This window comes from Hymenobacter nitidus (genome assembly GCF_020447315.1).
Taxonomy (GTDB): domain Bacteria; phylum Bacteroidota; class Bacteroidia; order Cytophagales; family Hymenobacteraceae; genus Hymenobacter; species Hymenobacter nitidus.
The window spans coordinates 30,527-43,678 of the sequence record NZ_JAJADQ010000007.1; the positions used below are offsets into that span (position 1 = coordinate 30,527).

Annotated in this window: 10 protein-coding genes; 4 read left to right on the plus strand and 6 right to left on the minus strand. The window is 61.6% G+C overall.

Annotated features, from left to right (window positions below; all coding sequences use genetic code 11):
* Positions 1–11 precede the first annotated feature (11 nt).
* The 3 genes from LGH70_RS13820 to LGH70_RS13830 all read right to left on the minus strand — a co-directional run bounded on the left by LGH70_RS13820 (position 12) and on the right by LGH70_RS13830 (position 4,029).
* Positions 12–2,453: a penicillin acylase family protein gene (locus tag LGH70_RS13820; RefSeq protein WP_226186648.1), complete on the minus strand. Its 2,442-nt coding sequence runs from the start codon at positions 2,451–2,453 to the stop codon at positions 12–14.
* A gap of 86 nt (positions 2,454–2,539) precedes the next feature.
* On the minus strand, positions 2,540–3,145 hold the full coding sequence (locus LGH70_RS13825) for an outer membrane beta-barrel protein (RefSeq protein WP_226186650.1): 606 nt from the start codon (positions 3,143–3,145) through the stop codon (positions 2,540–2,542).
* Positions 3,146–3,267: 122 nt separating this feature from the next.
* The gene (locus LGH70_RS13830; protein ID WP_226186652.1) at positions 3,268–4,029 is read right to left on the minus strand and encodes a septal ring lytic transglycosylase RlpA family protein; all 762 of its coding nucleotides are present in this window, start codon (positions 4,027–4,029) and stop codon (positions 3,268–3,270) included.
* Positions 4,030–4,442: 413 nt separating this feature from the next.
* Here LGH70_RS13830 and LGH70_RS13835 point away from each other — a divergent pair, with 413 nt between their 5' ends.
* Both LGH70_RS13835 and LGH70_RS13840 read left to right on the plus strand, forming a co-directional pair.
* Positions 4,443–5,357 carry a DUF72 domain-containing protein gene (locus tag LGH70_RS13835; RefSeq protein WP_226186655.1) on the plus strand — a complete coding sequence of 305 codons (915 nt, stop codon included), beginning with the start codon at positions 4,443–4,445 and terminating at the stop codon, positions 5,355–5,357.
* 146 nt (positions 5,358–5,503) lie between these two features.
* Complete coding sequence (locus tag LGH70_RS13840) at positions 5,504–7,570, plus strand: T9SS type A sorting domain-containing protein (RefSeq protein ID WP_226186657.1); 2,067 nt, start codon at positions 5,504–5,506, stop codon at positions 7,568–7,570.
* 2 nt (positions 7,571–7,572) lie between these two features.
* Here LGH70_RS13840 and LGH70_RS13845 read toward each other — a convergent pair whose 3' ends face one another.
* Entirely contained in the window at positions 7,573–8,520 is a 948-nt protein-coding gene (locus LGH70_RS13845) for a 3-oxoacyl-ACP synthase III family protein (protein WP_226186659.1), read from the minus strand.
* A 213-nt stretch (positions 8,521–8,733) separates the two neighbouring features.
* Here LGH70_RS13845 and LGH70_RS13850 point away from each other — a divergent pair, with 213 nt between their 5' ends.
* Positions 8,734–9,270 (plus strand): hypothetical protein, encoded by a 537-nt coding sequence (locus tag LGH70_RS13850; protein ID WP_226186662.1) that lies wholly within the window; start codon positions 8,734–8,736, stop codon positions 9,268–9,270.
* Positions 9,271–9,285: 15 nt separating this feature from the next.
* Here the strand turns inward: LGH70_RS13850 and LGH70_RS13855 are convergent, their stop codons facing one another.
* Positions 9,286–10,281, minus strand: a complete 996-nt coding sequence (locus LGH70_RS13855; RefSeq protein ID WP_226186665.1) for a DUF3667 domain-containing protein — start codon at positions 10,279–10,281, stop codon at positions 9,286–9,288.
* A 164-nt stretch (positions 10,282–10,445) separates the two neighbouring features.
* Here LGH70_RS13855 and LGH70_RS13860 point away from each other — a divergent pair, with 164 nt between their 5' ends.
* Positions 10,446–10,919, plus strand: a complete 474-nt coding sequence (locus tag LGH70_RS13860; RefSeq protein ID WP_226186668.1) for a nuclear transport factor 2 family protein — start codon at positions 10,446–10,448, stop codon at positions 10,917–10,919.
* A gap of 154 nt (positions 10,920–11,073) precedes the next feature.
* Here the strand turns inward: LGH70_RS13860 and LGH70_RS13865 are convergent, their stop codons facing one another.
* On the minus strand, positions 11,074–13,128 hold the full coding sequence (locus tag LGH70_RS13865; protein WP_226186670.1) for a M13 family metallopeptidase: 2,055 nt from the start codon (positions 13,126–13,128) through the stop codon (positions 11,074–11,076).
* Between the last annotated feature and the right edge of the window lie 24 nt (positions 13,129–13,152).

Genomic DNA, 13,152 nt, shown 5'->3' on the forward strand with positions numbered 1-13,152 from the left:
GTGGGTAGGAACTACTTTTTCTGCTGCATGGTCCAGGCGGCCTGCACGCGGGGGTGCTTCTCATCCGGGCTACGCAGGAATATCAGCTCGTGGAGCTGGCCGGCGCTCCAGGTGTCAATCAGGTTCTCGTAGTAGGCCGAGCCCGGGTTGCCCGACTGCCCGCCGGGGTACACCCCGTAGGCTTTCACCTGCGGCCCCAGCGCCACCACCATGCGCCACGAGGGGCCATTGCGCTCGGAGGTAGCATTCACGATGCCCGCGCCGCCGCCCACGTCCAGATCCATGCGGCCGAAGCCAGGCAGCTGAGCCAGGTGCAGAATGTCGGTGCTTTTCTGGTTGGCCCAGCGCCACTCCGGCCCCAGCGGCCCAAACTTGCGGCTGAGCGAGTCGGCGGCAAACAGCAGGGACTGCCGGGCCAGGGTTTCCAAGGTTTCCTTTTCCGGCGTGCGCCGGTCGTCAATCCAGCGGGACGTGGGCTCTTGCAGCAGCAGCGTGTTGGTTCGGTCGCGAGTGGGGCTGCGCATTTCCAGGCCAGTGGCTTGCAAACCAAAATCGTCGTCCCAGAGCCGCTTCACCAGGTTGTTGTACCACAGCTCGAAGATGCTGGGCCCAATGGCATCGGCTTCGTAGTAGTAATTCCAGCGGCTTAGCTCGTCGTAGGCCTTGCGCGAATCGTCCTTGAGCGGTGCCGTGCCAACCAGACTCAGCATGCGCGGCAGCATCAGTTGGGCATTCAGATTCAGGTTGTCGTTTTGCAGCACCCGCAGGCTGTCGGGCGTCACGTGCGTCATCTGGGCCAGGCGCTGGTTGATGCGGTGGCCCCGCTCGTAGCTGGCGTAGTTCCAGTGCAGGTAATAAGGATAATCGGGGCCGGTCGAAAACTGGTTGGCGGAGCTGACGAAGCCCCGAACCGGGTTTTTTACGTGCGGGTTCTGCGCCTGCGGAATCCAGCCCTGCCAGTCGTAGGCCGGGTCGGTGCCGTCGAGGATAAATTTGCCCTGGTCGCGCCATTTCAACGGAAAGCGGCCATTGGGCCAGATGGCAATGTCGTTCTGCTGGCTGGCGAAAATGAAGTTCTGGGCCGGCGAGCCGTAGGAAGCCAGGGCCGCCGTGTAATCCTGGTAGTTGCGGGCCCGGTTCAGGTTGTAAAAAGCCAGCACCTCGTTGTCGGCGTCGTGGGCTGTCCAGCGCATGGCGTGCCGGATAGGGGTCTGAGCCAGGAAAGGCTTCTCGTCCTTGTCATACACAATCGGGCCGTGGTGGGTGTAGAGCACCGTGTCGGCGCGGTCGGGCTGGCCGCGCACCACGATGCGCTCCACCACGCGGCGCACCGGCTTCCAGCGGCCGTCGTGCCAGTACTCACGTTGCGAAGCATCCTTGAACTTGAGCTGGTAGAAGTCCATCACGTCGGCCGCCACGTTGGTCACGCCCCAGGCCACTTGGTCGTTAAAGCCAATGATAACCGTGGGCGCCCCCGGAATCGTGACGCCGTACACGTTCACACCGGGCGCCGAGAGCTGCACCTGATACCAGATGCTGGGCAGGTTGAGCTGCAAATGCGGGTCGTTGGCCAGAATCGGGTAGCCCGAGGCCGACTTCTTGCCATCCACGGCGAAGTTGTTGGAGCCCAGCTCCGGGTCAGGCTCATTGCGCGGCACTTTGTCCGACATTGAGGCCGTGAACGAAGGCGGCGTGGCCGGGGCCGGCAGGGGCTTGAAATCCAGAGGCGTACCGACGGGTACAATCGGGTCTTCGCGCTGCGGATAGTCCGGAAACAGGTCGTTGATAACTGCCGCGCCGTACTTGCCCAGGGCATTCGACATGCGCATATCATCCGAGCGGCCACTCAGGTCGAAGGCCATGTATTTGAGCAGCAGAGACGATTTGAGCGGCTCCCAGGGCTCGGGTGCGTAGTCAAGCAGCTTGTACTCGAAGGGGTAGTCGCGGGGCGAGAGGCTGCTGATGTAGGCGTTGATGCCGTCGGAGTAAGAGGTGAGCACCGTGCGGGTGGTGGGGTTGGCCATCATGGCCTGTAGCGACTTCTCGGCCCCGTACTTCAGGCCCATGCGCCGGAAAAACCGGTCGGTTTCGAGGCGGGCCGGCCCCACGATTTCCGACAGCCGCCCCGCCGCCACGTGGGTCACGAAGTCCATCTGCCAGAGCCGGTCCCGGGCCGTGAGGTAACCCTGAGCGAAGTAGAGGTCGTGGTCGTTCTGGGCAAAGATGTGGGGCACGCGCTTGTCGTCGAAGCGCACCTGCACCGGCTGCTGCAGGCCGGGTATGGCCAGCGTCTGGGCCGCCGGGAAGCCGTTGGCCGCTTCCGCATTGCGCCAAAAGCCCTGAAATGGGCTCAGAAACTTGCCAAAGGGGGGAATATCGCCCTGCTTGGTATTCAGCACCCAGGTCAGGGCCAGGGAAATAGCAGTAGCTAACAGGGCTTTAATCCACTTCATGAACCAGGTTGACAGAGCGTAGTCGGAAACGAAAACTGGCCGCCGGAAGCATCCGGGCGGCCAGTATAATTACTAGTTAAAAACGATTATTGCGCGGCCCCGGCCGTTTTCGGGAAGAAAATCTGGAGGCCCACCGACAAGCCCCACTGGTTGGCCCGGGTATCCGATACCACCTGCGTGGGCGTGTAGCGGTAGTAGGGCTGCGCTTCCAGGGCCACCATTGGCGTAATAAAGTAGTTGTAGCCCAGACCCACGCGCGGGCTCCAGTAAGAATCCTTGCTACGCTGAGGGGAGCCCCCAAAGTCTGTTTCGTACGTGGCGCTGTAGCCGATAAGACCATACGAAGCCTGCCCAAAAACTTTGTGCTTGGGTGCGTCCAGCACGTAATAGCGGGCAAAAGGGGCTAGGCCGTAGGTAAACTCCTTGAGCTTCGCGCTGCCTATTCTGTAGTCATTATTGCTGGTAGCATACCCCAAAAGAATTTCCGCGCCTACGGCCAGCCGCTTGGCTACAAAAATACCCGCTGTAGGCGTCAGGGCCGCAGAAAACGTGTTTTGGTCACCACCGGAGGAAGTGGAGTAAGCCAGCTGCGAAATACTGGAGCCGACCAGCACGCTGCCGGGCTCGGTTTGCGCAAAGGCGGCCGTGAGGGAAGAAAGCGCCAGGACACTAGTGGTAAATAGCTTTTTCATGAAAATTGGAAATGGGGATACCTAAGTCTAAAGACAAACAACACAAAAAAAGGCCACATAAAGCGGCCTTTTTTTGTGTTGCGAAGCATGTAACAGTGCCGTTGCGGGACTGTACGTAGCGTTTATAAGTTCTCGGCCTGGCGCACCATGCCTACCACGCCCAACTGCTTGAGGCGCAGCTTCACGGCTTCGGCCTCGGCCTTGTCGGCAAACTGGCCCACGATAACGCGGTTGAAGGGCTTGCCGTTCTGGCTGCTCTCGGCAATGGTGACGGTCAGGTTCTGGTCGAGGGCCTGAATCTTGGTTTGCAGGCTCTGGGCGTTGCGCGGGTCGCCGAACGTGCCGGCCTGTACCACGAAGCTGGGGGCCGGGGCCGGAACTACTACAACATCAGCAGCTTCCGTTTCGCCGGCTACGATGTCCGTCAGGGCAACTACGCCTGCTTTGATGGTCGCCACCGAGTCGGAGGCGAGGGCAGCCAGGTCGTCGGGAGCCTCGGTGGGGCCCAGGGGCGTGGTGCTGGGTACTACTTCGGCCACCACCGATACGGCGCCGCGGCGCACGATATCGAGCGGGCGGGCCGCTACTTCCGAGAGGTCCAGAATCCGCTGGTGACGGAACGGGCCTCGGTCGCTGACGCGCACTACCACCGACTTACCGTTGCTGGGGTTGGTAACGCGGAGCTTGGTGCCGAAGGGCAGGGTTTTATGAGCGCAGGTATACTTAAAGCGGTCAAACCGTTCGCCGTTGCTGGTCCGGTGCCCCTGATGCTCGCGTCCGTACCAGGAAGCCCGGCCGCGCAATACAACGGAGCGGGAGGCCGAAGCCGAACCTGGTTTTTCCTCTTCAAAACGCGTAGCCCGGGCTGCTTGCGGGAGGGCCATAGAGAATGCAAAAAGCAAGGCCATCAGCAAGCCGGAAACATGCAGTCGTGTCGGTGTCAACTTCATTCGTTTACTGGTTGGTGAGCATAACAAATCTATAAGGCCTTTTCAAACTACCTAACCCATTCCAACCTCATTAGCCAAGCTGTGCTGCTGTAAATTGTCCTTTTTCTGTAAAATTTGCATTTAATTAATTGCGGTGTCTGACCAAAAATGATTGATTGTGTTTCCTTAAGGCATATTTTGCACTATGAATAGACGCCTTGCGAATGGCGTTGGAAATAAGACTATGCGCCGTTTAAAAAATTTTGTCATTGACGGTTGAGCTATCTGCGGAGCTAGGTTGCAAACCTCCCGGAATTTTACTATAGGTGCAGGCCGTCTGCCCGGCCGGTTTTGCCGTACTTTGCCCCATGGATTTTGGCCGCCTTTCTGACCTGCGCTACGTTGACTTTCGCCTCCCTCCCGACCACCCCGACACAGCCGCCGTGCTGGCCCGGGCCCGGGGTGCCGCCGCGGGCCCGCCTTCTATCTATATAGGCTGCCCCATCTGGACCAACAAGGCCTGGCTGGGCTCCTACTTTCCGGCAGGTATTAAGGACGCGGACTACCTGCACCACTACGCCCGCCAGTTCAATAGTATCGAGCTGAACACCACCCATTACCGCATTCCGGACGCGCCCACCGTGCGCAAGTGGCGCGACGCGGTGCCCGCCCACTTCCGGTTTTGCCCCAAGCTGCCCCAGATCATCAGCCACGACCGGGAGCTGTACAACGCCGACGAGCTGACCACCACGTTCTGCCGGTCTATCAGTGGGCTGGATGAGCAGCTGGGTCATGCGTTTCTGCAGCTGCCGCCCACGTTCGGACCCGAACACCTGCCGCGCCTGGAGCGCTACCTGCTCGACTTCCCGGACTATGTGCCGCTGGCCGTGGAACTGCGCCACCCCGCCTGGTTTACCGACCCCGGCCTGCGCGACGCGGTGTTTGCCATGCTCGAAGCCCTGGGCAAAACCCTGGTGCTGACCGACGTGGCCGGCCGCCGCGACGTGCTGCACCAGCGCCTGACTACGCCCACGGCCTTTATCCGCTTCAACGGCCACGGCCTCATCAGCAGCGACTACGCCCGCGCCATGGCCTGGGCCGAGCGGCTGGCGGCTTGGATACAGGCCGGTTTGCAGACCGTCTACTTCTTCGTGCACCAGAAAGACATTATGCATTCGCCGGTCTGGACGCAGTTTTTCCTGGAAAAGCTCAACGCCCTGACCGGGCTGGAAGTAACGCCGCCCCGCATTATTCCGCAGGTGGTGCAGGGTAGCCTGTTTTAGCGCAGCAGTCAACTGGGCCGGCTAATTTAAGCTCCGCTGCTACATCCCGGCCACGCCGAATTAGCGTACCTTGAGTTTTAGTATCAGTCGCCATTTCTTGCTGACGTATGAAGCCTTGGGGTACTCTGTGCCGGCTGGTTGCCGGTGTGCTTATATTATCGGGTCTGGCTCCGGCCAATAGTGCGGCCCAGGGGGCGGAGCCCGACACGCATTGCCTGCTCGTGCCGCTGCCCGCGGCCGAGCGGGCCCGGCAGGCGGGGCTGGTGGTGGAAGGCGAGGTGCTGGACGCGCGCAGCTTCTGGGACGCCGAACGGCGGCACATCTACACGGCCCACCAGATTCGGGTGTATAGCCTGCTGAAAGGTACTCTGCCCGCCCAGCTCACTATCCTGACCGAGGGCGGGCAAGTAGACCTCACCGAGCAGGTGATGACCAACACGCTGCGCCTGCAGCCCGGCGACCAGGGCATATTCTTCCTGGCTCCCGCCTCGTTTGCGGGCACTGCGGCCGGCGCCACCTGGACGCCCTTTGCCAGTGAGCAGGGCTTTATCCGCTACCAGCTGAGCGATGCGTCGGCCGCCGAGCCATTCCGGCGCTACCCACTCATTGGGCCCGGGTTTTATGCCGAGCTAAGCCGCACGCTGGGCCAGGCCCGCCGCGAGCTGCAGCCCAACGTTGCCCTGCAAAAAGCCCAGCTCCGGCGCACCGAGCCGGTGGTAGCCGCCAAAGGTCAGGCCCCGGTTGTCAGTAGTCTGGCGCCCACAACGGTAGCGGCCGGCACCGGCGCAGTGCTGACCATCAGTGGCTCGGGCTTCGGCAATGAGCGGGGTACGGGCAGCGTGGCCTTTCGCAACGCCGATGACGGCGGGGCCACGTTTGTAGAAGCCCAGCCCACCGACTACGTCAGCTGGACCGACACCCAGATTCGAGTGCGGGTGCCTTCCTACAGCACCACGGGTAGTCCGGCCGGCTCGGGCACGGTGCGGGTTACGACGGGCGCCACGCTGCAAACCATCAGCACGGCGTTTCTGACGGTGCCCTTTGCTGCCAGCAACGTATTGGTGCAGGGCACCCAGACCATCGTGCGCCCCAACCATATCAACCAGAATGGAGTGGGCGGCTACACGTTTCGGTTTGAGCCAAATTTTGTGAATAACGCCGCCGCTGCCGAGTCTTTTCGGCGGGCGTTGCGCACGGGCTGGCGGTGTCAGACGGGCGTGAACTGGATTGTAGGGGCCACCCGGACAACCACGACCACCGGTTCGGACGGGGAAAACTCGGTGGGCTTTGATGCGGGAGCCGAGCTGCCGGCCAACGTGCTGGGCCGCACCACCAGCTTTTACACGGGCTGTACCGGTCCCGACGGCAAGATTTCCTTTCACGTGCGGGAAATCGACATGCAGTTCGACGACGTGACGGCCTGGCAGTTCGGCCCGGGTTTTCCCAGCACCGCGCAGTTCGACTTCGAGTCGGTGGCCCTGCACGAGCTGGGGCACGCCCAGCAGCTGGGCCACGTGAATACGGCCACGGCTGTGCTGTATTATGGCGTAGGGCGGGGCCGCTCCAACCGGGCGCTGAATGTAAACGACCGGGCCGGTGGGCGCTTCGTGGTGCGCAACCGCAGCTTTGTACCGGCCGGCTGCGGTCCGGCGCCCATGCTGCCCGCCCCCCTGACCCGGGTGACGGCCTCTTATCTCAGCGGTACCGGGGCCGAAGTCACCTGGACTACCCAGGATGAGTGCCTGCTCAGCAACTTTCTGGTGGAACGGGCTGCCGATACCACCGCCTGGCAGCCCGTAGCCACTGTGGCCGCGGGAGCAGCCACTAACAGCTACCGCATAATCGATCCGCAGCCGCTGGCGGGCATCAGCTACTACCGCCTGCGCCTGCGCCGCCCCGATGGCGTTATTGACAACGCGGCCCCGCTGCTGGTGCGCGATAATACCGTGGGCGAACAGGTGCTCCAGATTTACCCCAACCCCGTGGACGGCAGCCAGCTGCGCTTTCTGTACACGGGCAACTCGGACGGCAACCTCTCGGTGTACCTGTACGACGTGCTGGGCCGGGGCTGCCAGGCCGTCGGAGTCGATACCCGCACGGGGTTCAACGTGCGCAGCATCGACGTGAGCCAGCTGCGGGCGGGCTGGTACATGCTGCGCTGGCGCGACCCGGCGGGGCGCACGGGCACGGTACCGTTTGTGAAAGTGAACTAAACTTACCGCTCCAGCAGCATGGCGCCGTAGGAGTAGCCGCCGCCAAACACCGTAATCATGATCCGCTCACCGGGCTGAATCTGGTCGAGCTGGTCGGCCAGGGCAATGGCGGCACCGGCGCAGCCCGTGTTGCCCAGCCGCTCGATGTTGGATACGGCCCGCTCCTCGGGCAGCTCCAGCGCCTGCAGCACGTTGCGGGTGATGCGTAGGTTGGCTTGGTGCGGAATCAGCCAGTTCAAATCGGCTACAGTCAGCTGATTGCGCTCCAGTACCTTGCGCGTCACGCTGGCCATATACTGGCAGGCATTGATAAACACATCTTTGCCGTAGGGCATCACAATGCCTTTTTCCACCGGCTTCAGCGTGACGGCCTCATCGGCTTTGCCCACGCCCCCAGCGCCGGCCGTGAGCAGGTCCACCATGCGCAGGTCGGTAGGGGCCAGGCGGTCTTTGCTGATGAGCAGGGCCGCCGCGCCGTCGCCCCAGAGGTGGCCCGCCACGGTGTCGTGCTCGTTGTTGTAGGCCGTGTTGTGCTCCGATACCACCACCAGCGCCCGGCGAGCCTTGCCCATAGCAAAGTAGCCCTCTACGATTTCAATGGCATTCAGCAGCGACGAACAGGCCGAGGAGATGCTGACCACCGGAATGTCGGCCACGCCAATGGCGCGCTGCACGGCGTGGGCCACGGTATAAATCGTGTCGTGGGGCGTGTAGGTAGCGCCCACGATAAGGTCAACATCGGTGGCGGGGAAAAGGGAGGATAACGCCAGCACCCGCTCGGCGGCGTCGATGGCCATGGTATTGGTATTTTCGCCCTTGGCCGCTTTGCGCCGCTCCCGGATACCGGTGCGCTCAATAATCCACTCGTGCGACAGACCGTTCAGGTGGGTGAAATGCTTATTGGTAATGACATGGGCGGGCAGATATGCCGCCACCTGATGAATGTACACGGGTGGAAATCTAAGCGGAGGAACTCGGGTGAATGGGCGGCAAGGTACGCCAATGCCCGGCAAAAAATGGGCTGATTCCGCGCCCGGCCCGTACTTTGCAAGGCATTCCTGCGTTCAAACGCTGTTTGCCAGACTAAGTTTAAGCTCCCTCCAATAAAGATTATGGCTTTTCCAGTGGCTTTTTGCCGGGTACTACGTTGGGCTACAGTGGCTATGATGCTGGCGCTGGCCGCCACGCCGGCGCAGGCCCAGAAATACCGGACGGCCGTGGGTGGCCGCCTGGGCGCGGGCAACTACGGCCTCACGATTCAGCAGAAGATTCTGGACAAAACCACGCTGGAAGGCATCGGCATCGTGGGCAGCCGCGAGGTGAGCGGCACGGTGCTGGCCGAGCGTCACTTCGGCATTCTGGGGCCCAGCCTGAACTACTACCTGGGCGCCGGCGGCCACCTCGGCAACCACAAGGACGACGGCGTATTCGGGGGCTTCGACGGCATCATCGGGGCCGAGTACAAGGTGGCTTTCGTGCCCCTGGTCTTGTCGTTCGACTTCAAGCCCAGCGTCGAATTCAACTCGGCCGACTGGGCGCGGTTCCCTACGGCCTTCTCGGTGCGCTACGTGCTGATCAAGGAGAAAAAAACCGGCCTGTTCGACAAAATCCTGGGCGGAGACGATGACAAGCCCAACCGGAAGAACAAGCAGAAAACCAAGGAAAAGCCCGCCGAGCGCCGCGGCCTGTTCGACTTCTAATCCCGCTGAATCCGCTCAGAGCAGCAGCACGCTGGCCAGCACCGACAGGATAACGCAGACGATGAGCACTCCGGCGTAGGCCACCATCATCAGCAGGGCCTTGCTGAGCGTTTTCAGAACTGACTGACCGAAGTTGTTGCGCAGGGCCAGAAAGAAATAGACGGCCGGCACAAAGACCAGCACTGTATCGAACCAGTCGTTGCTGTCGAACTTGGCCAGCACCAGATTCACGATAAACAGCAGGAAGACAAAGCAGTGAAAGTGGATCGAGAAGATGAGGTGGGAAAGGTAGTACTGCCGCTGGCGCAGGTATAAGCCCTTGAGCAGCAGGGCAAACAGCGGCATCAGAAAGAACATCAGAATCGGCAGGCTCTTGAGCCACTTGCGTGTCATATCCTCGGGCGACATGTTCAGGGTGCGCACCGTTTGGCGCAGCACCATCCTGCGCATAAACGTAGGCTCGACGCCGCGGCTGCGAATGGCCGAATCGATGCGGGCTGGTGTGGGGTCCCGGCTGAGCTTGAAGAGGTCGGCCTGGCTGAAGTCCATGCCCAGGCTGGCCGTCATGGGACTGTCGCCGTCGAAGACAATGATGTTCGACTGACCCGTACTGCGGCGCACCGAATCGGCGGCGGCCCGCAGGCTGGCATCCTGAATCAGCTCCCGGGAAGGACGGGTGGAGTTGGGCGTGATGCTGAGGGAAAGCAGGAAAAAGAAGACGAAGCTGATGAAGACGTAGAGCCGGATAGGCGGCACGAAAGGCATGCGGTGGCCGGCCAGAAACTGCTTCGTCAGCTCGCCGGGGCGCAGCAGCAGCAGCTTGGCCGTGCGAAACACTTTGCTGTCGAAGTGGAAAATGCCTTCCAGAAACTCCTCCGCCACGTGGCCGAAGGAGAGGTTCACCTCCTGGTTCTGCTGGCCGCAGGTGGGGCAGAAGTCGTTGGGCTGCTCGGGCGGGAAGTGGTAGTCGCAGTTGGCACAGGCGGGGAGCTTATGAGAAGAGTGTGCCATACGGAAGGGGGGAAGGGGCCGAAAAGAAAGCGGGGTGCAGCACAAATAAACATAGGCCTGATTCAATATGCCAATAGCCGCCGCTGTTTCGGGCCGCTAGGCTGCCAAGCGCCATTGCTGCCGGAATTTCTTCACCTTTAGGCTTTCCATTCAATTCCGTTGGCATGCACCCGCACGAAGAGCTACTCCACCGTTTCTACCAAAGCTTTCAGCGCCGCGACCATGCCGCTATGGCCGCTTGCTACCACCCGGAGGCCACCTTCGACGATGCCGCCTTTTCCCTGCGGGGAGCCGCCGAAATCGGGGCTATGTGGCGCATGCTCTGCGAGCGGGGCAAGGATCTGTCGTTGACCTACAACCACATCCGGGCCGATGAAGGGCAGGGCCAGGCCGTGTGGGACGCGCGCTACACGTTCTCGCAAACCAAGCGGCGCGTGCACAACCACATCAACGCCAGCTTTACCTTCCGGGACGGTAAAATCCTGACCCACCACGACCAGTTCAACTTCTGGCGCTGGTCGCGGCAGGCGCTGGGGCCGGTGGGCTGGCTCTTGGGCTGGACGCCGTTTCTGCAAAGCAAGGTGCGCGCTACCGCCGCGCAGGGTCTGCGCCAGTTTCAGGCTCTGCGCGGGGTGTGATGATTCAGTACTGACAACAAAAAAGGCCTATCCATTACATGGAGAGGCCTTTTTGATTTTAGAACGTCGTGCTGAGCTTGTCGAAGCATGACAATGCCACTGCCCGCGAGTGTCGCGCTTTGCTCGACATGACAGTTTATTATAACACAGCGGGCTACCAGATTTTCACCCGGGCCGAATCGGGGCGCCAGAGCTTCTGGCCCTCTTTCACCTGGAAGGCCTCGTAGAACTCGGGCACGTCGGCGAAGGGGCCGTTCACGCGGAACTGGGCCGGGGAGTGCACGTCGGTGATGATGCGCTGGGCAAGCACCTCGTTGCGCTGGTGGTTCTGCCAGCCCAGAGCATAGCCCAGGAAGTAGCGCTGGGTAGGGGTGAGGCCCCCGATTTTCTCACCCTTCTTGTACTGCTCGGTCTTTTTGAAGGCATCGAAGGCAATGACGATACCGCCCAGGTCGGCAATATTCTCGCCGGCCGTGGCCTTACCGTTAATGTGGAGCGAGTCGAGCACGGTGTAGCCGTTGAACTGGCGCACGATGCCATTGACGCGCTGCTGGAAGGCGGCGCGGTCTTTTTTGCTCCACCAGTTACGCAGGTTGCCTTTCTCATCAAACTGGCTGCCTTCGTCGTCGAAGCCGTGGGTGAGCTCGTGGCCGATGGTGCTGGCGCCGGCATAGCCGTAGATGATGGCGTCGTCGGCATCCTTATCGGCCAGGCCGGGAATGGCAAAGATGGCGGCCGGCAACACGATTTCGTTGTTGGAGGGGTTGTAGTAGGCGTTGTAGGTCTGGGGCGTCATGTCCCACTCGGTGCGGTCCACGGGCTTGCCCAGCTTGTTGATGTTGTAGCGGTACTGCCACTCGTTGGCGCGCATCACGTTCTGGGCGTACGAGTCGCGCTTGATGGTGAGGCTGGAATAGTCGCGCCACTTGTCGGGGTAGCCTACTTTCGGAGTAATCTTGGTCAGCTTCACCAGGGCCTTCTGCTTAGTCGAGTCGCTCATCCAGTCCAGGGCCTGAATATGCTCCCGGAAGGATTCCACCACGTTCTGCGTCAGCTTGGCGTAGCGCTCCTTGGTTTCGGGGGCGAAGTACTCTTTCACAAACAGCTGGCCCAGGATTTCGCCCATGCCGCTTTCCTCCTCATCCAGCACCCGTTTCCAGCGGGCCCGCTGCTGCTTACTGCCCTGCAGAATGGTGCCGTAGAAGCGGAAATGCTCGTTGTCGAAGGGGCGGCTGAGCTGGCCGGCAAAGGCATTGACCAGGTGCCACTGCAAATAGGCCTGCCACTGGTCGAGCGGCACGGACTTTAGCAACTGCCCGGCTTTCTGGTAGAACTCCGGCTGCCCCACGATTACCGTGTCAGTCTTGAGCTCCATCTGGGCCAGCCAGGGCGTCCAATCGAGGCCGGGCGTGAGCTTGCCCAGGTCGGCCACGGCGCGCTTATTGTAGTTGGCGTACGGGTCGCGTAGGTCTTCGAGCTTGCGCGAGGCGGCGGCCAGCTGGGTTTCCAGCTGCATAATCTGGGCGCTGCGGCGCTGGGCCGTTACCGAATCCTGGCCCAGCAGCTGCAGCATGCGGGCCACGTGGCGGACATACTCTTTGCGGATGTTGCTGGTGCGCGAGTCCTTGTTGAAGTAATAGTCGCGGTTGGGCAAACCCAGGCCCGCCTGGTAGAGGTGCAGGGCCATTTTGTCGCTGTTCTTGGCATCCTGCCCCACGTAGAGGCCGATGAGCGAATTCACGCCCAGCACCTTGTGGCGCGCCACCACGCTCTGCACATCGGCCACCGATTTGATGGCGGCAATGCGGTCCAACTCGGCTTTCAGCGGCGCCGTGCCCTGCTGGTCAATAGCCACCGAATCGAGGCCGGCAGCCCAGAAGTCGCCGATTTTCTGCTGACTCGTGCCCGCGGCGGCGTTGGCCTTGGCGGCTTCCTCGTTCAGGGCGCGCAGGCGGGCGTACACCTCGTTCTGCACTTCCTTGCCGATGCCCCAGGAGCTTTCGGAGGCCGGAATGGGGTGGCGCTTCAGCCAGCCGCCATTGGCGTAGGTGAAGAAGTCGTCGCCGGGACTTACGGTGGTGTCGAGGTTGGCTTGCAGCAGGTCGGGCTGGCCGGCCCCGGCTTTGCCGCCGGAGTTGCAGCCCGAAAGGCCCGCCGTAGTTACGGCGCAGGCCAGCAGCCATTTGCTGAGCGCAGAGGCTTTGTTCATAGAAGGAAGCATGAAAGAATAGGG